The sequence below is a fragment of the Streptomyces sp. XY431 genome, from assembly GCF_001279805.1.
In the GTDB taxonomy this organism is placed as follows: domain Bacteria; phylum Actinomycetota; class Actinomycetes; order Streptomycetales; family Streptomycetaceae; genus Kitasatospora; species Kitasatospora purpeofusca.
Genome location: NZ_LGDO01000302.1, coordinates 1 through 22,032, shown reverse-complemented (window position 1 = coordinate 22,032; position 22,032 = coordinate 1). Strand labels below are relative to the sequence as shown.

Here is a 22,032-nt window from a genome sequence, read left to right as displayed (position 1 = left end):
CGCTATCTTCGCGCGTAGACCGGGATGGATCGGAACAGCCCCGGACAGTCCGCACAGGGAATCGATCGAACGCCCGCCGCCCCCGTACCCTAGGGCCCATGCCCAAGACGCCATCGCACCCCTCTCCGCCGCCGCTGGAGGCCAATGACGTCGCGATCGTCGGCGGCGGGACGGTGCTCTGGTTCGTGGCGTTCGTCGTCCTGCTCCCCTTCTGGGGGACCCTCTCCGACCACGGCCACGGCAACTGGCCGTGGATCTGCCTGGCCGGCGGCGGCCTCGGCCTGATCGGCCTCTGGTACTGCCGGGCCCGCCGGGACGCGATCGCCCGCAGCCGGGCCGCCGGGGCTGGGGCGACGGGCACCGCGGGAACGGGCCCGACGGGCACCGCGGGAACGGCCGACCGGGCGCCCCGCACGGCCCCGGAGGGGAACGGCGGGGACCCGGCCACCCGGTCGGACTGAATAGTCCTTTAGTAGCACGCATCGGACATAAGGCACCCGTAGAGTCGGTGCCATGACGCAGCCTGCGCAGCCCGCCGAGGACCGGCCGACCGCCGCCCCGGACGCCGGGGAGAAGCCCGACGGCGCCCACCCGCTCGGGCTGCTGCCCGGCCGGCGCGGCGGTCTCACCGCCGCCGAGGTGGCCGACCGGGTCGCCCGGGGTGACGTCAACGACGTACCGGTCCGCTCCAGCCGCTCCACCAAGGAGATCGTCCGGGCCAACGTCTTCACCCGCTTCAACGCGATCATCGGCGTGATGTTCGCGATCATCCTGGTCGTCGGCCCGATCCAGGACGGACTCTTCGGCCTGGTCATCGTCGCCAACACGGCGATCGGCATCATCCAGGAGCTGCGCGCCAAGAAGACCCTGGACAGCCTCGCGCTGATCGGCGAGGCCAGGCCCCAGGTCCGCCGGGACGGCACGGTCCAGCAGATCGCCGTCGGCGAGATCGTGCTGGACGACACCGTGCTGCTGGGCATCGGCGACAAGGTGATCGTCGACGGCGAGGTCACCGAGGCGGACGGTCTGGAGATCGACGAGTCGCTGCTCACCGGCGAGCCCGATTCGGTCCTCAAGCAGCCCGGCGACCAGGTGATGTCCGGCAGCTTCGTGGTGGCCGGCGCGGGCACCTTCACCGCCACCAAGGTCGGCCGCGAGGCGTACGCGGCGCAGCTGGCCGAGGAGGCCAGCCGGTTCACGCTGGTGAAGTCGGAACTGCGCAGCGGCATCGACAGCATCCTGCGGTTCATCACCTGGCTGCTGATCCCGACCGCGGTCGGTCTGATCATCAGCCAGCTGGCGGTGGAGGGCCGCGACTGGCGCGAGGCGGTCCGCCGGATGATCGCCGGGATCGTGCCGATGGTGCCCGAGGGCCTGGTGCTGCTGACCTCGGTGGCCTTCGCGATCGGGGTGATCCGGCTGGGCCGCAAGCAGTGCCTGGTCCAGGAGCTGCCCGCGATCGAGGGCCTGGCCCGGGTGAACACCGTCTGCCTGGACAAGACCGGCACCCTCACCGAGGGCGGCATGGACCTGGTGGACCTGCGGATCCTCGACGCGGACGCGGACGACGGGGACGACGGGGCCACCGACGAGCGCGGCGCGCTGGACGACCGGGGCACCCTCAAGGAGACCGTCGAGCAGGCGCTGGCGGTGATGGCCGGGGCCGACGCCCGACCCAACGCGTCCATGCAGGCCGTCATCGACGCCTACGGCGACGGCCGGGACGCCGCGGTTCACGGCCCCCAGCCTCCGGACGCCCAGCACCCGGACGGCCGGCACCCCGACGGCGGGCACCTGAACGGCGACGGCCCGGAGTCCGGCCGGGGAGCCCCCGGGGCCCGGGGCGGCTGGCGGGTGATCGAGGCGATGCCGTTCTCCTCCGCCCGCAAGTGGAGCGGCGTCCAACTGCTGGAGCCGCGCGGCGGCGAGGCCAGCTGGCTGCTCGGCGCGCCCGACGTCCTGCTGCCGGCCGGCCACCCGGCGCTGGCCGAGGTCGACGAGCTGGGCGCCCAGGGCCTGCGGGTCCTGCTGCTCGGCCGCACGCCCGTCCCGCTGGACGCCCCGGACCCGGCCGCCGGGCTGCGCCCGCTCGCCCTGGTGGTGCTCCAGCAGCGGCTGCGCGAGGACGCCGCCGACACCCTGCGCTACTTCGAGAGCCAGCAGGTCGAGGCGAAGGTGATCTCCGGCGACGCGGCCGTCTCGGTCGGCGCGGTCGCCGCCCACCTCGGACTGCCCGGCGCCGACCACCCGGTGGACGCCCGCACCCTGCCCGGCGAGCCGGAGGCGCTGGCCGACCTCGCCGAGCGCACCACCGTCTTCGGCCGGGTCACCCCGCAGCAGAAGCGCGAGCTGGTCGGCGCGCTGCAGTCGCGCGGGCACACCGTGGCGATGACCGGCGACGGCGTCAACGACGTGCTGGCGCTCAAGGACGCGGACATCGGCGTGGCGATGGGCAGCGGCAGCGACGCGACCAAGGCGGTCGCCCAGATCGTGCTGCTGAACAACTCCTTCGCGGTGATGCCCTCGGTGGTCGCCGAGGGCCGCCGGGTGATCGGCAACATCGAGCGGGTGGCCGGGCTGTTCCTGGTCAAGACGGTCTACTCGGTGCTGCTGGCACTACTGGTGATCTTCACCCACTCGCCGTACCCGTTCCTGCCCCGGCACTCCACCGTGCTGTCCACCCTGACGATCGGTGTGCCGGCCTTCTTCCTGGCGCTCGCGCCCAACAACGAACGGGCCCGCACCGGTTTCGTGCGCCGGGTGCTGCGGCTGGCGATCCCGGGCGGCATCATCGCCGGCACGGCGACCTTCACCGCGTACGCGCTGGCCCGGGCCAACCACGCCACCGACCTCGAGTCGGACACCAGCGTGGCCACCCTGACGCTGTTCCTGGTCGCCATCTGGGTGCTGGCGATCGTCGCCCGCCCGTACAACTGGTGGCGGGTGCTGCTGATCGCCACCATGTGCGGCTGCTTCGCGCTGGTGATGACCGTGCCGTGGCTCTCCGACTTCTTCCAGCTCTCGCTGTCCGGCACCCGGGACCCGTGGATCGGGGTGGCCATCGCGGTGACCGCCGGGCTGGTGCTGGAAGTGGTCTGGCGGATCATGCGGCGCCGGCTCGATGATTGAGCCACGAACCGGAGGGGTTCGGACGACGGGGGGTACCGCGATGGGGCGCAGGGGCGGGGAGCTGGAGGCCTTCGCGGCCTTCCTGGGCGGACTGCTGGCCACCGGGCTGCTGGCCGGGGTGATGGTGGGGGCCGGCGCGCTCGCGCACATCGAACCGGGCCCGCTGCTGACCAAGGCGGTGGCGGCGGTGCTCACCGCCACCTGGGTGCTGAGCACGCTCGCGCTCTACCTGCGGATGATCGCCCGCGGCCGGACCCGCTCCGGCTCCCGTTCCTGACCGACGGGATCCGGACGCTCCGACACCCGGCGGGCAGAGGCCGGAAGCGCCGGAGCCGGAGCCGGACCCGCCGGCGAGGGCGGCTCCGGCTCCGGCGCCCCGTCAGCCCTCGAAGTCCCGGGCCGCGGACAGCTCGTAGGCCCGGTCCGGCTCGCTCAGCGCGGCCAGCACCTCGAACCGGCGGTGCCACTGCCCCACCGACCAGGCCAGGCCCGCGGCCAGACCCTCCGGGGTGGCCGCGTGCAGCAGCCCGGGCACCGGCGGCAGCTCGAACTCGTCGTCCTCGTCGGCCTCCTCGGCCGTCTCCGGGTCGTACGGCGCCTCCGGGGTGTCCGCCGCGCCGTCCCAACGCCAGTCGACGGCCGCCTCCTCCCCGTCCGGGCCGACCACCAGCAGCTCCTCGTGCTCCTCGTACGCCACCGGGCAGCCGGGCAGCAGCTCCCGCACCACCGCCGGCACCCGGTGCAGTGCGCCCTGGGAGAGCACCCGACCGCCGGCCACCTCGCTGGCCAGCGAGACGTGCAGCCGCTCGGCGAGCTCCGCGGCCAGCTCCGGGGCGACCGGCAGCAGCGGGTGGTCGTGCAGCAGCTCGACCAGGTCGGGGGCGTCCGCGACGACCGCCTCGGTGGCGTCCACCACCACGGTCCGGTCCGGCCGCCGCCCGGTGGCGCGGTCCATCGGCGGGACCGCCCTGACCACGTCCAGCGCTTCGAGCCGGTCCGCGCCGACCCGGGCCAGCGCGCTGTGGATGCCGTGCAGCTGGCGGTGCCCGATCTCGGCGTCCGGGTCGGTCAGCCGGTCCAGCACCTCGTCGGGACCGTGCGGCTCGGCGAGCAGCGCGGCCAGCGTGGTGCGCACGCCCAGCGCGTGCAGGAACTGCTCGTCCAGGGTGGTGCGGGCCTCGTCGTAGAGGCCGCGCAGCAGCGGGTCCGCGCCGGCCGCGCGCAGCCCGGCGGGCTCGCGGCCGTCCAGCACCGGGTGGTCGCGCAGCCACCAGGCGGTGTACGGCGGCAGGTCGGTGTACGAGCCGTCCGGCAGCAGGGTGCGGACGGGGGTGACCACGGCGTCCCGGTACGGCGGGCGGGCCAGCGTGGCCAGCGCCTGCGGCCAGGCGTCGTCGTCCACCAGGTCGAGGTCCCGGACGGCGAGCAGCTCGGCGGCGACCGGCGGGACGCCGATCGCGTCTCCGCCATCGGCGTGCAGCGCCTCCAGCGCATCCTCGGCCCAGTCGGCCAGGCCGTCCGGGGCCTCGTCGATCAGCCCGGTGGGGTGGCCGCCGGCCGCCCGGTCGGCGGGCGCGGTCGGGTCGAGCCGCTCCAGGTCGTCCGGGTCGAGCACCACGTCCTCGGCCCGGACCAGCACGAAGTCGGCGAGCACACCGACCGAGCCGAGCACCTCGGGGCCCCAGCGCTCCAGCAGCTCGTCGTCCACCCAGGCCGCGTCGTCCTCGCGTGCCAGCGCGGCGAACGGGCTTTCGGGAAGCAGGAGTTCACCGGCCCGGGCGGGCTCGCCCTCGTCGTCGAGCAGGGCCAGCCGGGCCAGCCACGGGTGCTCGCCGGGGGCCGGGGCAGCCGCCCGGACGAGCGCCAGGACGGCCTCGGCGAGGTCGGCGGCGGCGTCCGGGTCGTCCTCGGCCAGCTCGTAGGAGCGCAGCACGGCGGCCCGCACCTCGGGCGTGTCCAGCACCCCGGCGGGGGTGGCCGCGCCCGCGCCCAGCTTGGCCAGCAGCGGGTGGGAGGCCTCCGGGTGGGCGAGCCGCAGGTCGAGCACCGCGAGCGCGTCGGCCAGCGCCTCCGGGTAGCCGGGGAAGGCGGCCCAGTCGGCGTCGTCGGAGGGCAGCAGGACCCGGCGCGGCCCGGTGACCGTCCGCCCGTCGGCGAGCGGGACCGGCAGCGCGCCGAGCGCCTCCGGGTCGGCGCCGCCGAGCGCCGCGTACAGGTTGCGCCACCAGGCCGGCTCCCGGTCCAGGCCGCCCAACTGGTCGACCACCTCGGCGAGCGGGACCCGGCGCACGTTCAGCACCCGCAGCTCGGTGCGGCGTTCCAGACCGGCCGGCAGCAGGCCGGGGAAGATCGGCGCCAGCGCCTCGACCACCGAGCCGTCCGCGCCCTCCAGCAGCGTGGCGTCCCGGGGCCGCAGCGCCGGGGTGCCGTCCTCGACCGGCGCCGGGTGCGGCAGGAACGGCGTCCCGGGCAGCCGGGAGAGCACGGCGGCGCGCAGCGCGTTGTCCAGCGCGCCCCGGCCGAGCGGCCCGGGCACCAGGCCGAGCGAGCCGAGGTCGCCGCCGCGGGCGCGCAGCAGCTCGGCGTAGGCGTCGGCGGCCCGCTCGGTGACGAAGTCGGCGAGCGGGCCGGGGGCGACGTGCCGACGGGTGGAGTCCAGCGGGTAGGAGGCGATCAGCAGCGCGGGCAGGTCGAGCGGCTCGTCGCTCGGGGTGGGCGCGTGCAGCACCGGGGCGATCGCCGGAGGCTGCGGGTCGCCCCCGGCGGAGACCGGTACCGCCCAGGTCACCGTCCAGTGCGGGCGGGTGCGCTCCTCGGTGGGCCGGTCGGCGAGCAGCTCGACGTCGAGCGGCCCGGCCGCCCCGACGGTCTGCCAGACGGTGCTCCGCAGCTGCCCGTCGGCGTCGTCGGTGATGGTGACCTCGCTGATCTCCGCCCCGGTGACCCCGCCGGCCGGCGCCGGGAGGGCCCCGTCCGGACGCGGCTCGGCGGCCGAACGGGTCAGGGTGCGGGTGCCGTCCGCGGTCTCCACCACGACCTCGGCCAGGCCGGGCAGGGTGAGCAGCAGCGCGTCGTCGATGCCGGCCAGCAGCCGGCGGGTGAGGTCCTCGGCGGCCGCGTCGCGCAGCGGCAGCACCACCACCGTGTCGTACCCGTCGGGCGCGAGACCCTCGGCGGCGAACGGCAGCCGCAGCAGCGGCACATGGCCGTCCCGGCGGCGGAGCTCCTCGTCGAGGGCGGGCTGCGCCTCGGCCAGCGACCTGGCCTCGTCGAGCGACCAGCGCACACCGCCGCCCGCGCCGAGCACGGCGGGCTCGTCGGTGACCGCGAGGACGGCGGCGAAGCCGACCCCGAACCGGCCGACGGTGCTGTCCCGGTCGCCGCGCTTGGAGGAGGCGCGCAGGGTGGAGAGCGATTCGACGGCCGCCGCGTCCAGCGGCGCACCGGTGTTCGCGGCGGCCAGCACGCCGTCCGCCAGGGTGAGCCGGAGCCGGCCCGGGCCGTGCCCGGCCCGGACGGCGGCGTCGGCGGCGTTCTGCGCCAGCTCGACGACCAGCCGGTCGCGGTAGCCGCCGAGGGCGAGCTCCTCCTCGGCGTTGGCGTCCTCCCGGAACCTGGCCGGGGAGGCGGCCCAGGCGTCCAGCACCCGGCGGCGCAGTCCGGCACTGCCGAAGGGGTCCGCGAGGCGCTCGTCCGTGCCGCTGCCGAGAATCCGAGGTTCCACTGGACCTGCCGCCTTCCGCCGCCCTGTTGTGCCCTACGGGGGGCATTCTTCCCTGCCGCGGGGACAGTCCCGGACACACCCCCGGAGCGGGCGGTCCGCCCGGACGGCGGCAGGGACGACGGCGGCCCGCCCCACGGGGTGGGACGGGCCGCCGGACGACGACGATTCCTAGGAGTGGCCGAGCTCCTCGGTGGGGGCGTCCGGCTCGACCGAGCCGGAGAGCCGGTCGGGGTGCAGCGTCAGCGGCTCGACCACCAGCTCGTCCAGGATCAGCGCGGCCGGCGCCGGCGGGGCCGGGATGACGGCCGCCTCGGAGTGCCCGCCGCAGCCGTAGGCGAAGGAGACGATCTGGCCGTCCGCCGGACCGAACTCGTTGCCGCAGACCCCGAAGGCCTGGCCCAGCGAGCCGCCGATGGGGATCAGGAAGCCGCAGCTGACGCAGCAGGCCGGGGCGGACTGCGCCATCGGCGTCTGCGCGCCGTGGGCCTTCTCCCAGCGGTCGGCGGCCAGGTGCAGACCGAGTCGGGACAGCACCCGGCTGCGGCCCAGGCCCAGTTCGTCGGCGACGGCGCTGATCTGGGCCCGGACCGGGGCCGGCTGGACCTCCGGGTCGTCGCTGACCAGCACGTCCTCCTGGGCGGCCTGGGCCAGCGCGGAGTTCGGCGCGGGCTCGTCCTCGCCGGTCCAGCCCGGCTCCAGACGCACGTCGTCGGCGTCGGTGGGGAGCAGGTCGCCGGGGCCCATGTCGCCCGGGCGCAGCCGCTCGCTCCACGGCACCCACTGCGGGGCCAGGACGGCGTCGGGCCCCGGCAGCAGGACGACCTCGTCCAGCGTCACGTTCTTGGCCCTCGGGGCCCGCGCCACCGTGACCGCCCAGTGCCAGCCGCGGTAGGCCGCGTCCAGGCACTCGAAGGTGTGGGTCACGACACGGTCGGTCTCGGCCTGGACGCCCAGGTGCCCCCCGACGGTCTCGGCACCGACAGCGTCCTCGGCGGCCTGGCGGGCGAGTTCGACGGCCTCGGCACAGAGCCGATCAGGGGTACGGCTTCGCATCGCTGCACTCACGGCGTCGATTCTCTCCCATTTCTTCTGTCGCCCACGGCGAGTTGCCTTTTCCGTCGCGGCTCGGATTCCCTCGTCCATTCTGCGCGACTGCGGCCTGCCGCGGATACCGGCCGCGCCGCTGGTCCGATCCGCCGGCACCGGTCGGGCACTCGGGCGGACTCTGGGCAGGCTACCCGCCGGTCGGCCGCCGGGCACAGTCCGGGGCGCTCCGGAGTGGATCCGGGGCGTCCGGGACGGGAACGGCGGCCCCCGCTCGCGCGGCGCGGAGCGGAATCCCGCGTCGTCCTCCCGAATCTGGGGCAGGATGGGCATGTGGCGGACGAGAAACCGTCGCAGCACGCACTGCACGCCTCGCAGGCCGGCAGCCCCGACGAAGCGAACGCCGTGCCGCGACAGCAGTCTCCGGTCCACGCTGCGGGTGAACCGCAGTCGGTGGACCCCTCGTCACTGCCCGCTGCGCCGCCGACCGGCGCCCCCGCGGACGGACCGGACGACCGGGCCGAGCCGGAGGAGCAGCACGAGCAGGAGGAGCAGGCCCACCGGGACGGGCCGGACGACGGTGACGGTGACGGCGAGGAGCCGCGCCGGCACTTCCTGGTCCGCACCGCCTCCGCCGCCGGCTCCCGGACCGGCAAGGTCGTGCACGGCACCGGCCGCCGGATCCGCCGGGCCACCGCCGCCGAGGGCGCCGGCGAGTCCGGCCTGGCCAAGCTGATCGAGCTGCACGCCCTGAACGCCTTCGGGGACATGCTCATCACCGTGGCGCTCGCCTCCACGATCTTCTTCTCGGTGCCGACCGGCGAGGCCCGCGGCCGGGTGGCGCTCTACCTCCTCGTCACCATGGCGCCGTTCGCCCTGCTGGCCCCGGTGATCGGCCCGCTGCTGGACCGGCTGCCGCACGGCCGCCGGGCCGCCATGGCGATGTCGATGCTGGCCCGCGCGGTGCTCGCCTGGACCATGGCCGGCGTGGTGACCGGCGGCGGGCTGGCGCTCTACCCGGAGGCACTCGGCGTCCTGGTCGCGTCCAAGGCGTACGGGGTGGTGCGCAGCGTCGTGGTGCCCCGGCTGCTGCCCAGCCGGCTGTCGCTGGTGAAGGCGAACTCCCGGGTCACCCTGGCCGGGCTGCTGGCCACCATCGTCGCGGGCGGCGTGGGCGGGCTGCTGCACCTGATCGGTCCCGGCTGGCCGCTGCGCGGCGCCTTCCTGGTCTTCGTGGCCGGCACCCTGATGGCCTTCCACCTGCCGCACACGGTGGACTCGGCCAAGGGCGAGCAGCGGGCCGTGCTGCACGCCGAGGAGCACCCGCCGGGCCACCACGGCGTCCTGCACGGCCGGAACGCCCCCGCGCCGGAGCCGGCCGCGGGGCAGCGGCCCAAGGCCTCGCTGCGCACCGTCGGACCCTCGGTGATCCTGGCGCTGCGGGCGATGGCGGCGATGCGCTGGCTGGTCGGCTTCCTGGTGATGTTCCTGGCGTTCCTGCTCCGTGAGGAGCCGATCGGCGGCCTGCAGCCGACCCTGGCACTCGGCCTGGTGGCGCTGGCCGCGGGGACGGGCAACGCGATCGGTTCGGCGCTCGGGTCCTGGCTGCGCCCCCGCAGCCCGGAGATGACGGTCACCGCGATGCTGCTGCTGGCCGGCTGCGCCACCGCCGCCGCCGCGCTCTGGTACAGCACCGTCACCGTGGTGACGGTGGCCGCGGCGGCCGGGATGGCGGCCTCGCTGGGCAAGCTGTCGCTGGACGCGCTGATCCAGCGGGACGTGCCCGAGGCGGTGCGGACCTCGGCCTTCGCCCGTTCGGAGACCCTGCTCCAGATGTCCTGGGTGGCGGGCGGCGCGGTCGGCATCCTGCTGCCGCTGAACGGCGCGCTGGGCCTCACGGTGGCCGCCGCCGTGGTCGGCGCGGTGCTGCTGTGGACGCTCCGCTCGCTCCTGCGGGTGGGTGTGCGCCACCGCCCCGCCGCGCCCCGGGTGGCGTGAGCGGCCGCCCCCGGCGGCCCGCCCCTGGGCACAACACGCGGTTGCCGACCCCCGCGTAGCGTGATCGCGAAAGCCCGGTAGCCTCTGACGCATGAGCCTCAGCACCCGCGTCATCGCCGGCCTCGGCGCCGTCGTCGTCATCGCCGCCGGCACGGTCGGCGGGTCCATCGCCTTCGCGTCCGACCAGCACGAGATCAGCGACCACCGCGTCACGCTGGTCGTCGGGAACTCCTCGACGGTCAAGGACCCCTTCTGCTTCAACGAGGGCAAGCCGCTGACCGAGCAGCAGCAGGAGGAGTGCCAGGACAAGGCCGGCAAGGCTCTGGACGAGGGCACCCTCCCCAAGTCCGACGTCACCATGAGCGACCGGATCGGCATCGGCGTGAGCCCCGAGGTGGCCGACCGCGGCTGGTGGGCCAACACCAACGGCGGCCAGCAGGCGCAGGGCGGCCGGTTCATCCTGGCCACGGCGGCCACGGACGCCACCTACTCGGGCTCGGTGCCCGCGAGCAAGGCGCTCAACTCCTCCGGCAAGACCCTGATCACCGTGGTCGAGAGCGACCCGAAGCAGCCGGACGCGATCTACGGCGTGTGGTACTTCCAGCTGAACACCCAGGACAGCTGACGGTCGACCGGTGACGGTACGACTTCCCGACGAGCAGTCGGGCCCCGCGCGGGCCCGGCTGCTCGTCGTCGTCGCGGTGCCGGCCGAGGCCGAGGCGGTGCTGCGCGGCCTCGGCGGCGTCCCCCGGCGGGTGCCGCTGCCCGGCGGCGCGCTGGACCGGGTCGCGCACCCCTCCGGCGCGACGGTGGACGTGCTGGCCGGCGGGGTCGGCCCGGGTGCCGCGGCGGCGGCCGCCGCCACCGCGCTCGCGACACTCTCAGCACTGACCGCCGACCGGTACGACCTGGTGGTCTCGGCCGGGATCGCCGGGGGCTTCGCCCCGCGGGCGCCGATCGGCACCACCGTGCTCGCCGACGCGATCGTCGCCGCCGACCTGGGCGCCGAGACGCCGGAAGGCTTCGCCGACGTCACCGAGCTGGGCTTCGGGACCGTCCGGCACACCCCGGCGCCGGCCACCGTGGCCCTGGTCGCCGAGGCCCTGCGGGCCGCCGGGGTGGACACCCTGGCCACCGGTACCGTGCTGACCGTCTCCACCGTGACCGGCAGCGCCGGGCGCGCCGCCGCCCTGACCGCCCGCCATCCGGACGCGGTGGCCGAGGCGATGGAGGGCTTCGGGGTCGCCGAGGCCGCCGCCCGGCACGGGGTGCCGGCGTTCGAGCTGCGCACCGTCTCCAACCCGGTGGGCCCGCGCGACCGGTCCGCCTGGCGGATCGGCGAGGCCTTCGGCGCGCTGGAGCGGGCCTTCGCCGCCCTGCCCTGCCCGGCCCTGGTCCCGCCCCCGCCCGGCCCACCGGCGCCGGCGGCGGCACCGCAGGCCGCCGGGCCACCGCAGTCCCACCGGGCCGATCCGCCCGGACCGCGCCGAGCGCCCAAGGAGGCCGGCCGTGGCTGAACGGCTGAGCATCGCCTACTCGCCCTGCCCCAACGACACCTTCGTCTTCCACGCCTGGTCGCACGGCCTGGTCCCGGGCGCGGACGCCCCCGAGGTCACCTTCGCCGACATCGACGTCACCAACGGCCTGGCCGAGCGCGGCGAGCTGGACGTCCTCAAGGTCAGCTACGCCGCGCTGCCCTGGGTGCTGGACGAGTACACCCTGCTGCCCTGCGGCGGGGCGCTCGGGCGCGGCTGCGGCCCGCTGGTGCTCACCCGCCCGGACAGCGGGGACGACCTGAGCGGGAAGACCGTCGCCGTCCCCTCCGAGCGGTCCACCGCCTATCTGCTGTTCCGGCTGTGGGCGGCGAAGGCGGTACCGGGCGGCCTGGGCCGGATCGTGGTGCTGCCGTTCCACGAGATCATGCCCGCCGTGCGGGACGGCCGGGTGGACGCCGGCCTGGTCATCCACGAGGCCCGGTTCACCTACCGGAACTACGGTCTGCGCAGCCTGGCCGACATGGGCGAGGCCTGGGAGCGGGAGACCGGCCTGCCGATCCCGCTCGGCGCCATCATCGCCCGGCGCTCGCTCGGCGCGGAGCGGCTGCGGGCGCTCACCGAGGCGATCCGCGCCTCCGTCCGACAGGCCTGGGACGACCCGGAGGCCAGCCGCCGGTACGTGCTGGAGCACGCCCAGGAGATGGACCCGGACGTCGCCGACCAGCACATCGCCCTCTACGTCAACGAGTTCACCGCGGAGCTCGGCGAGGAGGGGCACGCGGCCGTCCGCGCGCTGCTCGCCCGGGCCGCCGCGGAGGGCCTGGTCCCCCCGCTCGGCCCGGGTGCGCTGGACTTCTGAGCACCGGCCGCCCGGCCGTCACCGGTCGGGCGGCGGACTCATACGTCGAACTGCTCGGCGACCGCGCGCAGCAGGACGGCGAGCTTCTGCCCGGCCGGCTTGGCCGGGTAGCGGCCGTGCTGGAGCCCGGGCAGCACCGCGTCCATCATCGTGATGAGGTCCTGGACCAGTGCCGCCATGTCGTCCGGGCTCTTGCGCTGGGCGGCGGCCACCGAGGGCAGCGCCTCCAGCAGCTGGACCTGCATCGCCTGGTCGCCGCGGTGTCCGGCGACCACGCCGAACTCGACCCGCTGCCCCGGCTTCAGTGACGTGATTCCGGCGGGCAGCGCCTTGGTGTGGACGAAGACATCGCCGCCGTCGTCGCGCGACAGGAAGCCGAAGCCCTTCGTCTCGTTGAACCACTTGACCTGGCCGGTGGGCATCTCGAACAGTCCTCGATGTGGGTATGAGGGATCCCGGCCCTGGCCGGGGTCACTGGGTGGTGGGAGAGCGGGCCGACCCTGGGGGACGCGCCCTGCGGGGCGCGCACGATCAGCACACTGTAAGGAGCAGACTAACGGTCCGTCACTGTCTCATCCGCGTTCCGCGAAAGTTCCGTACGGAGCCCCGACGGCCACGCGCGACCCGGAATCGGCATGACCCGGGCGCGACTCGACGCTGTCCACTGGCTCACACCTCCGGTCGGAGAGAACGGGGCGCACTGATCGCACCCCTCGGCACAGCCTGCATACCCCCGCCCAGCAGGGATCAAAACTCCCAGCGCCCGGAAAACTGCGCAACGTGACGGGACCGCTCGCCCGCGAAGCGGTTCCGGGGCCGCCCCGGCGGTACCGCGGCGGCCCGCACCCCGGGCGGCTCTGCGAGACTGGGACGGCCGCCGGACCCGCCGCCGCGGCCGAACCCCGCCGCAGAGGAGCAAGCCCCGTGAGCAGCGCGAGCAGCGTCAGCAGCCAGAGCGCCGACCGAGGCGAGGTCTACGTCAAGGTCGGCACGATCGTCTTCGGACTCGGCGCGCTCGCCACCCTGGTGACCTTCGTCCCGCTGTTCCTGCACCTGACGCCGCTGCCGTCGGCCGCCTACTGGCTGAGCATGCTGATGCCGCTCGGCTTCCTGCTCGCCCTGACCGGTCTGCTGCTCTCCGCGCGCGCCCAGCGGCGCCGGGTCCGCGCCGGGGCCTGACGGCGCCGCCGCAGGGCGTCGGCACGGGCCTCAGCGGGCGGCCAGATGCCCGTCGAGCCAGGCCGGGAAGCCGGTGAGATCGGGCAGCACCACGTCCGCGCCGGCCGCCAGCAGCTCCTCCGCGCTGTACGGGCCGGTCGCCACGGCCACCGCCACCGCGTCCGCGTGCTTGGCGCCCCGGATGTCGCCGAGGTGGTCGCCGACGTAGACGGTCGCGCCGTGCTCGCGCAGGGCCACACCCTTGGTCTCCGCCCACAGGTCGCCGACCAGCGCGTCCGCGCGCAGACCCGCGTGCTCCAGGTGGAGCCGGGCGTTCGGCTCGTACTTGCCGGTGATGACCGCGACCCGGCCGCCGTGGGCGCGGACCGCGTCCAGTGCGGCGTGCGCGCCCGGCAGGGCGACCGTCGGCGCGAAGGCGTGGTCCCGGTAGAGCGTGCGGTAGCGGTGGGCGACCGCGTCCAGGTCCTCCGCCGGGAACCAGTTGCGCAGCTCGTCGAGGAGCGGCGGCCCGAGCCGGGTGACCACCAGGTCGGCGTCGATGGCGGTGCCGGTCTCGGCGGACAGCGCCACATAGGTGGCCCTGACCCCGGGCCGGGTGTCGAGCAGCGTCATGTCGAGGTCGAAACCCACGGTCAGCGGGACGTCCGAGGTCACAGGCATGCCGTCAGGCTATCCAACCGGCCTGGACGGCAGGTCGGCGGGCAGGTTGTCGGGCGGCTTGGCAGGCAGGTTGTCGGACGGGTTGTCGGACAGGGGGATTTGCCCGGGCTTCGACGCGGAACTTAGGTTTGCCTGAGCTATCTGCGAGAGAGAGCCATGACCGACACCACCGCACCCGGAAGAGCCCGGCTGCTGCGCCGCCGAATACTGTGGCTCGCCGCCGCGCTGGCCCTGCTGGCCGGTGCGGTGCTGCTGAGCCTGGCGGTCGGCAGCCGCACCGTCCCGTTCGGCGACACCGTCGACGCCCTGCTGCACGGCGGGGACACCACCAACGCCGTGGTGATCCGCGAGCTGCGGCTGCCGCGCACGATCGTGGGCCTCGCGGTGGGCGCGGCGCTCGGCCTCGCCGGCACCGTCATGCAGGGCATCACCCGCAACCCGATCGCCGACCCCGGCATCCTGGGCGTCAGCCAGGGCGCGGCGGCCGGCGTGGTGGTGGCGATCTCCGTGTTCGGGATCTCCACGCTCACCGGGTACGTCTGGTTCGGCTTCGCCGGCGCGGTGCTCGCCACCGTGCTGGTGTACGGGCTCGCCGGGCGCGGCCGGGGCGGGACCGCGCCGGTCAAGCTGGCGCTGGCCGGCGCGGCGATCTCCGCGTTCATCGCCTCCCTCAACACCCTGGTACTCACCACCGACGCGGCCGCCATGGACCAGTTCCGGTTCTGGCACGTCGGCTCGCTCTCCGGGCGGGACGCGGACGTCGCCCGGCAGCTGCTGCCGTTCCTGGCCGTCGGCACGGTGCTGGTCCTGTCGGTGGCGCGCGGGCTGGACGCGCTGGCGCTCGGCGACGACACCGCCAAGGGCCTCGGCGCGCGGACCGGACCGGTCCGGGCGGTCGGCGCGCTCGGCGCCACCGTGCTGACCGGGTCGGCGGTCGCGGCGGCCGGGCCGGTCGCCTTCGTCGGCCTGGCGGTGCCGCACGCCGCGCGCGCGGTGGCCGGGGCGGACCACCGCTGGGTGCTGGCCCTCTCGGCTGTGCTCGGCCCCGCGCTGCTGCTGCTCGCCGACACCCTCGGCCGGGTGCTCTTCCCGCCCTCCGAGGTACCGGCCGGGGTGATGACCGCCCTGGTCGGCGTCCCGGTGCTGGTCGCGCTGGTCCGGCGGCGGAAGGTGGTGGCGGCATGAGCACCGTCGCCCTGCGCGGCTACACCGTGCTGCGGGCCGGACCGGCCTCCTTCCTGCTGCACCGGCGCTCGGCGCTCGCCGCGCTCGGCCTGCTGGTCGTGCTGGCCGCCACCGTCGTCGCCTCGCTCTGCCTGGGCGAGTCCACCGTGGCGCCCGGCGAGGTGCTGAAGGTGGTGCTCGGGCAGCCGAGCCCGCACGAGCTGGTGGTCGGCGAGTTCCGGCTGCCCCGGGTGGTGGTCGGGCTGCTGGCCGGCACCGCGCTCGGGCTGGCCGGGGCGCTGATCCAGACCGTCGCCCGCAATCCGCTGGCCAGCCCGGACGTGGTCGGTGTCTCCTGGGGCGCCACCGCCACCGTGGTCGGCCTGCTGGCCTACGGCGTGGTCGACTCCACCGGCCAGGTGCCGTACGCGGCCGTCGCGGGCGGGCTGGCGGCCGGGCTGCTGGTGTACCTGCTGGCCTGGCGGCGCGGGCTGCACGCCCAGCGCTTCGTGCTGATCGGCATCGGCGTCTCGGTCGCGCTCTCCTCCCTGACCTCGGTGTTCCTGACCAAGGGCGACGGCTTCCAGGCGCAGGCCGCCAAGGTGTGGATGACCGGCAGCCTGAACGGCTCCGGGTACGACCAGGCCGGCTGGCTCGCCTGGGTGCTGCTGGCCGCCGTGCCGGTGGCGCTGTGGGCGGCGCGGGCCCAGCGCTCGATCTCCTTCGACGACGCCACTGCCGTCGGCCTGGGGCTGCGGCTGGACCGGATCCGGCTCGGCATGGCGCTGCTCGGCGTGGTGCTCGCCTCCTGCGCGGCGGGCGCGGCCGGGCCGGTGGACTTCGTCGCGCTGATGGCCCCGCAGATCGCCGTGCGGCTGGCCCGGTCGGCGCAGATCCCGCTGTTCTGCTCGGCGCTCACCGGCGCACTGGTCGTGGTGCTCGCCGACCTGCTGGCCCGTCGGCTGCTGGCGCCCGTCGAGCTGCCGGTCGGTGTGGTGACCGGACTGGTCGGCGCGCCGTACCTGATGTGGCTGCTGATCCGCTCCCGCCGTGGAGGTTCCTGAGTCGTGGAGGTCCCGATGCTGCCCGACACCGAGTCCGCCGATCCCGTGAAGCGGGTGTCCCACCGCCTGGAGGCGCGGGACCTGACCCTCGCCTACGAGGCCCGCACCGTCGCCGAGGGGCTCGACCTGCGGATTCCGGACGGCCGGGTGACCGTGATCGTCGGCCCGAACGCCTGCGGCAAGTCCACCCTGCTGCGCGCGCTGGGGCGGCTGCTGAAGCCGGTCCGCGGCGCGGTGCTGCTGGACGGCGAGGAGCTGGCCCGCGTCCCGACCAAGCGGATCGCCCGCCGGATCGGGCTGCTGCCGCAGTCGCCGTCCGCCCCCGAGGGCATCGCGGTCGCCGACCTGGTGTCGCGCGGCCGCCAGCCGCACCAGAGCTGGTGGCAGCAGTGGTCGGCGGAGGACGAGGCCGCGGTCGCCGAGGCGCTGGAGCGCACCTCGACCGCCGAACTGGCCGAACGCGGCGTGGACGAGCTGTCCGGCGGGCAGCGGCAGCGGGTCTGGATCGCCATGGCGCTCGCCCAGGGCACGGACATCCTGCTGCTGGACGAGCCGACCACCTTCCTGGACATCGCGCACCAGGTGGAGGTGCTGGACCTGGTCCGCCGGCTGAACGTGGAACGCGGCCGGACGGTCGTCGCGGTGCTGCACGACCTCAACCAGGCGGCCCGGTACGCCGACCACCTGGTGGCGATGAAGGACGGGCGGATCGTCGCCCAGGGACCGCCGGCCGAGGTGGTCACGGCGGAGCTGGTGCGCGAGGTGTTCGGGCTGGAGTCGGTGGTGGTGCCGGACCCGGTGACCGGCACCCCGCTGGTGGTGCCGGGCGCGCCATGGGCGGCCACCGTGGACGCATAGCCACTTTTTACGCACCAATTCGGACATAATCGACGCGCTGCCGTGTCCTTCCGCCCGTCTGCGCTGTCCGAGCCGCCCGAGGTGCCGATGCCCCCGATCCCCCGCCGCACCCTGCTGACCGCGCTGCTCGGCGGGCTCGGGGGCGCCGCGCTCACCGGCTGCACCGGCCGGCCCGCCGCACCCCCGCCGATGGACCTCGCGGCCGCCGCCGAGGCCCCCTCCCCCACCCCGCCGCCGAGCGTCACCGTGGCCACCGCCACCGGCCCGGTCACCGTGCCCGGGGCGCCCGCGCGGGTCGTCGTCCTGGACACCGCCGAACTGGACTCCGCGCTCACCCTCGGCATCACCCCGGTCGGCGCGGCCCGGGCGGCGGCGGACCGGGCCCTCCCCGACTACTGGCCCGCCTCCCGGCTCGCCCCGATCGCGTACGTCGGGCCGATCGGCGCCCCGGACCTCGCCGCCGTCCGCGCGCTGCGGCCCGACCTCATCCTGTCCAACCAGTCCCGGGACGGCGGCCGCTACGACGAGCTGCGGGCGATCGCCCCGACCGTCCTCACCGCCACCACCGGCGCGCCCTGGAAGGCCAATCTGCAGACCCACGCCGAGGCGCTCGGCCGGCAGGACGCCGCGGCGGCGTTCATGGCCTCCTACCAGCGGCACGTCAACCAGGTGACGGCCGCCCTCGGGAACGCCAGGGCGGGCGGCCGGAAGGTCAGCCTGGTCCGCTTCGTCGAGGGCGGCGGGATCCGCCTCTACGGCCGACAGACCTTCCCCGGCGCCGTCCTCGCCGACGTCGGCGTCCCCCGCCCGGACTCCCAGAACGTCGACCGGCCGGACCTGGAACTCCCGCCGGACCAGCTCGCCAGGGCCGACGGCGACCTGCTCCTCTACGCCGGCTACGGCGACCCGGAGCGCAACGGCCTCACCGCCACCCTCGCGAGCCCCGGCTGGCAGGCCCTGGAGGCCGTCAGGGCCCACCGCGCCTTCCCCGTGGACGACCAGCTGTGGTTCCAGGGCGTCGGCTGCACCGGCGCCAACTACCTCCTGGACGAACTCCAGCGCTTCCTCGGCGCCTGACCGGCTCCTGCCCGGCTCCTGACCGGCTCCTGCCCGGGACGCCCCCGCCGCCGGTCAGTCGTCCTGGTCGGCGGTGGCGTTGAGGGAGGTGATGAGGGACGACAGGCGGGAGTTCCAGTTCTGGTAGGTCTGGCCCTCGATGGCGTGGCGCTTGGCGAGGTCGCGGACGGTGCGCTGGGCACTCTTCAGCTTGTTCGCGGCGTCGTCGGGATGCCCCTCGTTGAGGCGGGCGGTGGCCTCGTCGAGGGTGCGGAGCAACTCGATCTGGCGGGCCCGGTCCTTCTCCACCTGGGTCTGCGCGACGCTCTGGCGCAGGGCGTTGATCTGCACCAGCGGGGCCTGGTTGTGCGGCGCCTGGGTGGTCGGGGCGGCCGAGGGCGTCGGGGACGCAGTGGTGGCCGTCGGGGTCGGCGCCGGGGCCTGCGCCGGGGCCGCTGCCGGGGTGACCGGCGCGGTCGCGGAGGGCCTGGCGGACGGCGCGGCGGCGGGCGTGGCCGGGTCGTCGAAGGCGGTGAGGGCGAGCATCGCCGCACCGGCCGCACCGGCCAGGCCCAGCGCCCCGAACACGATCGGCCGACGACGGCTCTCCCGCACCGGCTCGGCCTCCGGGAACGGACCGGCGGCCGGGATCGGCGCCATCACCGACGTGGCGGCCGGCGGCACCGGCTGCGGCGGCAGGAGCGTGGTGTGCCGCTGGTCGCCCGGCGGCGGCGCGGCCTGGGGGAAGGCCGCGGCGAGCAGTTCGGTGGTCGGGTCGGCGGGCACCAGCCCCGGGACGCAGGCCAGCAGTTCGGCCCGCGCGACGGCGGCGTCGGCGGGGCGGTCGGCCGGGTGCTTGGCGAGCAGCCGCAGCACCGCCGCGTCCAGGGCGGGCGGCAGGCCGGGCCGCCGGACGGAGGGCGGCAGCGGCAGCTCACCGACGTGCTTGTAGGCGATCGCCACCGGGGTCTCGGCCGCGAACGGCGGTGCGCCGGTGAGCATCTCGGTGAGCACGCAGCCGACCGCGTAGAGGTCGGTGCGGCCGTCCAGCGGGCTCGCGGTGGCCTGCTCGGGCGACAGGTAGGCGGCGGTGCCGAGCACCGAGGCGGTCTGGGTGAGGTTGTGCGAGGAGCCCGCGCGGGCGATGCCGAAGTCCACCACCTTCACCCCGCCGTCGTGGGTGATCATGATGTTGCCGGGCTTGATGTCCCGGTGCACCAGACCCGCCGCGTGCGCGTGGGCCAGCGCCTCGCAGACCGCCGCCGCGATCCCGACCGCCTGCTCGACCGGCAGCCCCGGGCGCTGGGCCAGCAGCACGGCCAGCGACCGGCCCTGCACCAGCTCCATCACGATGTACGGCGAGCCCTGGTCCAGGCCGGAGTCGAAGACCATCGCGATCCTCGGGTGGACCAGCATCGCGGCGTGCTGCGCCTCGCGGCCGAACCGCTCGGCGAACCTCGGGTCGTCGGCGAGCCCCCCGTTGAGGACCTTGACGGCCACCTGGCGGCCCAGCACGTGGTCCACCCCGCGCCAGACGGTGGCCATGCCGCCGACGCCGAGTATCTCGACGAGCTCGTAGCGCCCGTTCAGCGCGCGTCCGATCACCTGGAACCGCTCCCCTCAGAGGCCCTGCCCGGGGTCCCGGACCGCCTCGTGCACGTGTGCACGATAGCCCCCGGGGGCGACCGGCTCCGGCGGTGCGTCGTGGTACCCGGCCTCGCCGGGCCCGCCCTGGGGCCCGGTTCGGGGCGGTACCCGCAGGCTGCCGTACCGCTGCATCCGCTGCCAGCGCAGCCGCGAGCCGGCCAGTGCGGTGAACACCGAGTGGACCACCACCAGGTACATCAGCTGCCGGTGGACGAACTGCTGCAGCGGCAGGGACCACAGCGGTCCGAGCGGCTCCCGGTCCAGCCGGAACGCGTAGACCGACATCAGCAGCTGGACCAGCAGGAACGCCGCCCAGAGTCCGACGATCCGCAGCGGGTCCAGGAACACCAGCCCGTACAGCGCGAAGACGTCCACCGCCGGGGCGAGCAGCGGCAGCAGCACCTGGAACACCAGCAGGTAGAGCACGCCGCGCCGGCCGAGCTTGCCCGCCTGCCCGCGCTGGCGCAGCGCGCCGCGGTGCTTCCACATCGCCTGCATGGTGCCGTAGCACCAGCGGTAGCGCTGACGCCAGAGCGCGCCCAGCGAGGCCGGCGCCTCCGTCCAGGCCACCGCGCGCTCCTCGTAGACGACCCGCCAGCCGTCCCGGCAGAGCGCCATGGTGAGGTCGGTGTCCTCGGCCAGGGTCTCCTCGCCGACGCCGCCGACGGCCAGCAGCGCCGAGCGGCGGAAGGCGCCGACCGCGCCGGGCACGGTGGGCATGCACTCGGCGAGGTCGAAGAACCGGCGGTCCAGGTTGAAGCCGACCACGTACTCGATGTGCTGCCAACGACCCAGCAGGCCACCCCGGTTGACCACCTTGGCGTTGCCGGAGACGGCGCCCACGGTCGGGTCGGCGAAGGGCTGGACGAGCATCCGGACGGCGTCCGGCTCGAAGACGGTGTCGCCGTCCACCATCACCAGCAGCTCGGCCCGGGCGGCGGCGATGCCGGTGTTGAGGGCGGCCGGCTTGCCCGCGTTGGCCTGCCGGATCACCCGCAGGTAGGGGAGGTTCAGCGACTCGACGAGGTCGGCGGTGCCGTCGGTGGAACCGTCGTCGACGACGATCACCTCGACCGGGTGGTCGGAGGCGAGCAGCGAGCGGACGGCCGCCTCGATGCCGGCCACCTCGTTGTACGCGGGCACGATCACGCTGACCGGCTCGGTGACCGGCGGGCCCCACGGGCGGCGGCGGCGCAACCGCTTGTGCCGCCGGGCGGCGAACAGCACGGCGACCGCGCGCAGCACGCTGACCGCGCCGGCCGCCCAGAGCAGCCACCCCAGCACGGTGAGCGTCCAGTCGCCGGCCCGCAGCATCTGGATCAGCGCGAGGCCCTGCCAGTGCTCGGCCGAGGTGGCCTTGCGGACCGGGTCCGGCAGGCCGACGGCCTCGCTCACCGTGGTGAACCGGGCGCCGTGCGCCTTGAGCTGGGAGAGGATGCCGTCCAGCGCGGCGACGGTCTGCCAGCGGTTTCCGCCGGCGTCGTGCAGCAGCAGGATCCGGCCGCTGCCGCCGCGGTCGGTGGGGGCGGTGGCGGCGCCGATGATCTCCTCGACGCCGGGGCGCCGCCAGTCCTCGCTGTCCCGGGTGGAGAGCACGGTCAGGTACCCCTCGCGCCCGGCCTGTTGGACGGCGGCCCAGCCCGGGTCGTCCAGCGCCTCGGCGGTGGAGGAGTACGGCGGGCGCAGCAGCGCGCTGGTCACCCCGGCGGCGCCGGCCAGGGTCAGCTGGGTCTCACGCAGCTCCAGCGAGCGGCGCCAGGCGGGCTGGGCGCCGAGGTCGGTGTGGGTGAAGGTGTGCACGCCGAGCTGGTGGCCCTCGGCGACGATCCGGCGGACCAGGTCGGGGTGGGCGGCGGCCTGGGTGCCGACGACGAAGAAGGTGGCGCGCACGCCGGCCCGGCGCAGCGTGTCGAGGACCTCCGGGGTCCAGCGCGGGTCCGGGCCGTCGTCGAAGGTGAGCGCGACCGTGCCGGGGGCGGGCGCGGCGGTGCGGGGCTTCGGGCCGCCCGCGTCGATCACCGGGCCGCCGGTGCGGACCTCCTGCGGGACGGTCGCGTTGCCGGCCGGGTGGGCGGCGGCGTCGGGGCGCGTGTCGAAGAGGTGCTGGGTGTAGCCCTGGAGCAGCAGGGCGCCGGCGAGGGCCAGCAGAAAGGC

The 22,032-nt window shown here is 75.5% G+C and carries 18 protein-coding genes; 12 read left to right on the top strand and 6 right to left on the bottom strand.

Annotation, left to right across the window (positions count from 1 at the left end; genetic code table 11):
* Positions 1 to 98: 98 nt before the first annotated feature.
* The 3 genes from ADK60_RS24200 to ADK60_RS24190 are packed head-to-tail and all read left to right on the top strand — an operon-like array spanning position 99 to position 3,406.
* Positions 99 to 461 carry a DUF2530 domain-containing protein gene (locus ADK60_RS24200; protein WP_079008654.1) on the top strand — a complete coding sequence of 121 codons (363 nt, stop codon included), beginning with the start codon at positions 99 to 101 and terminating at the stop codon, positions 459 to 461.
* A gap of 52 nt (positions 462 to 513) precedes the next feature.
* Positions 514 to 3,129 carry an HAD-IC family P-type ATPase gene (locus ADK60_RS24195; RefSeq protein WP_053648856.1) on the top strand — a complete coding sequence of 872 codons (2,616 nt, stop codon included), beginning with the start codon at positions 514 to 516 and terminating at the stop codon, positions 3,127 to 3,129.
* Between the two features lie 40 nt (positions 3,130 to 3,169).
* Positions 3,170 to 3,406: a hypothetical protein gene (locus tag ADK60_RS24190; protein ID WP_045937668.1), complete on the top strand. Its 237-nt coding sequence runs from the start codon at positions 3,170 to 3,172 to the stop codon at positions 3,404 to 3,406.
* Between the two features lie 102 nt (positions 3,407 to 3,508).
* On the opposite strand, the gene ADK60_RS24185 is transcribed toward ADK60_RS24190, so the two are convergent.
* Together ADK60_RS24185 and ADK60_RS24180 are read right to left on the bottom strand one after the other, a co-directional pair.
* Positions 3,509 to 6,853, bottom strand: a complete 3,345-nt coding sequence (locus ADK60_RS24185) for a sacsin N-terminal ATP-binding-like domain-containing protein (RefSeq protein WP_079008653.1) — start codon at positions 6,851 to 6,853, stop codon at positions 3,509 to 3,511.
* Positions 6,854 to 7,021: 168 nt separating this feature from the next.
* The gene (locus ADK60_RS24180; protein ID WP_045937669.1) at positions 7,022 to 7,906 is read right to left on the bottom strand and encodes a DUF3027 domain-containing protein; all 885 of its coding nucleotides are present in this window, start codon (positions 7,904 to 7,906) and stop codon (positions 7,022 to 7,024) included.
* Between the two features lie 606 nt (positions 7,907 to 8,512).
* On the opposite strand from ADK60_RS24180, the gene ADK60_RS24175 reads away from it, so the two are divergent.
* From ADK60_RS24175 to ADK60_RS24160, 4 genes are all read left to right on the top strand, one after another.
* Positions 8,513 to 9,895, top strand: coding sequence for an MFS transporter (locus tag ADK60_RS24175; RefSeq protein WP_045937694.1), 1,383 nt, complete (start codon positions 8,513 to 8,515; stop codon positions 9,893 to 9,895).
* A gap of 91 nt (positions 9,896 to 9,986) precedes the next feature.
* A complete protein-coding gene (locus ADK60_RS24170; protein WP_045937670.1) occupies positions 9,987 to 10,520 on the top strand; it encodes a hypothetical protein in 534 nt (177 codons plus the stop codon).
* A gap of 10 nt (positions 10,521 to 10,530) precedes the next feature.
* Positions 10,531 to 11,412 (top strand): futalosine hydrolase, encoded by an 882-nt coding sequence (locus ADK60_RS24165; RefSeq protein WP_063783251.1) that lies wholly within the window; start codon positions 10,531 to 10,533, stop codon positions 11,410 to 11,412.
* Positions 11,405 to 12,250, top strand: coding sequence for a 1,4-dihydroxy-6-naphtoate synthase (locus ADK60_RS24160; protein WP_199839741.1), 846 nt, complete (start codon positions 11,405 to 11,407; stop codon positions 12,248 to 12,250). The genes ADK60_RS24165 and ADK60_RS24160 overlap by 8 nt, the downstream gene beginning before the upstream one ends.
* Positions 12,251 to 12,288: 38 nt before the next feature.
* Here ADK60_RS24160 and ADK60_RS47790 read toward each other — a convergent pair whose 3' ends face one another.
* Positions 12,289 to 12,672, bottom strand: a complete 384-nt coding sequence (locus ADK60_RS47790) for a cold-shock protein (protein WP_030393600.1) — start codon at positions 12,670 to 12,672, stop codon at positions 12,289 to 12,291.
* 502 nt (positions 12,673 to 13,174) lie between these two features.
* On the opposite strand from ADK60_RS47790, the gene ADK60_RS24150 reads away from it, so the two are divergent.
* The gene (locus ADK60_RS24150) at positions 13,175 to 13,429 is read left to right on the top strand and encodes a hypothetical protein (protein WP_053648854.1); all 255 of its coding nucleotides are present in this window, start codon (positions 13,175 to 13,177) and stop codon (positions 13,427 to 13,429) included.
* Between the two features lie 30 nt (positions 13,430 to 13,459).
* Here the strand turns inward: ADK60_RS24150 and ADK60_RS24145 are convergent, their stop codons facing one another.
* On the bottom strand, positions 13,460 to 14,089 hold the full coding sequence (locus ADK60_RS24145) for an HAD family hydrolase (RefSeq protein ID WP_053648852.1): 630 nt from the start codon (positions 14,087 to 14,089) through the stop codon (positions 13,460 to 13,462).
* A gap of 156 nt (positions 14,090 to 14,245) precedes the next feature.
* On the opposite strand from ADK60_RS24145, the gene ADK60_RS24140 reads away from it, so the two are divergent.
* The 4 genes from ADK60_RS24140 (at position 14,246) to ADK60_RS24125 (ending at position 18,252) form a co-directional block, all read left to right on the top strand.
* On the top strand, positions 14,246 to 15,274 hold the full coding sequence (locus ADK60_RS24140) for a FecCD family ABC transporter permease (RefSeq protein ID WP_045937673.1): 1,029 nt from the start codon (positions 14,246 to 14,248) through the stop codon (positions 15,272 to 15,274).
* A complete protein-coding gene (locus ADK60_RS24135; protein WP_053648850.1) occupies positions 15,271 to 16,317 on the top strand; it encodes a FecCD family ABC transporter permease in 1,047 nt (348 codons plus the stop codon). The genes ADK60_RS24140 and ADK60_RS24135 overlap by 4 nt, the downstream gene beginning before the upstream one ends.
* Before the next feature lie 15 nt (positions 16,318 to 16,332).
* Entirely contained in the window at positions 16,333 to 17,175 is an 843-nt protein-coding gene (locus ADK60_RS24130; protein WP_053648921.1) for an ABC transporter ATP-binding protein, read from the top strand.
* Between the two features lie 87 nt (positions 17,176 to 17,262).
* Positions 17,263 to 18,252 (top strand): ABC transporter substrate-binding protein, encoded by a 990-nt coding sequence (locus ADK60_RS24125; RefSeq protein WP_053648848.1) that lies wholly within the window; start codon positions 17,263 to 17,265, stop codon positions 18,250 to 18,252.
* Between the two features lie 54 nt (positions 18,253 to 18,306).
* Here the strand turns inward: ADK60_RS24125 and ADK60_RS24120 are convergent, their stop codons facing one another.
* Positions 18,307 to 19,836, bottom strand: a complete 1,530-nt coding sequence (locus tag ADK60_RS24120) for a protein kinase domain-containing protein (protein WP_053648846.1) — start codon at positions 19,834 to 19,836, stop codon at positions 18,307 to 18,309.
* Positions 19,837 to 19,851: 15 nt separating this feature from the next.
* Positions 19,852 to 22,026: a bifunctional polysaccharide deacetylase/glycosyltransferase family 2 protein gene (locus tag ADK60_RS24115; RefSeq protein ID WP_079008659.1), complete on the bottom strand. Its 2,175-nt coding sequence runs from the start codon at positions 22,024 to 22,026 to the stop codon at positions 19,852 to 19,854.
* Between the last annotated feature and the right edge of the window lie 6 nt (positions 22,027 to 22,032).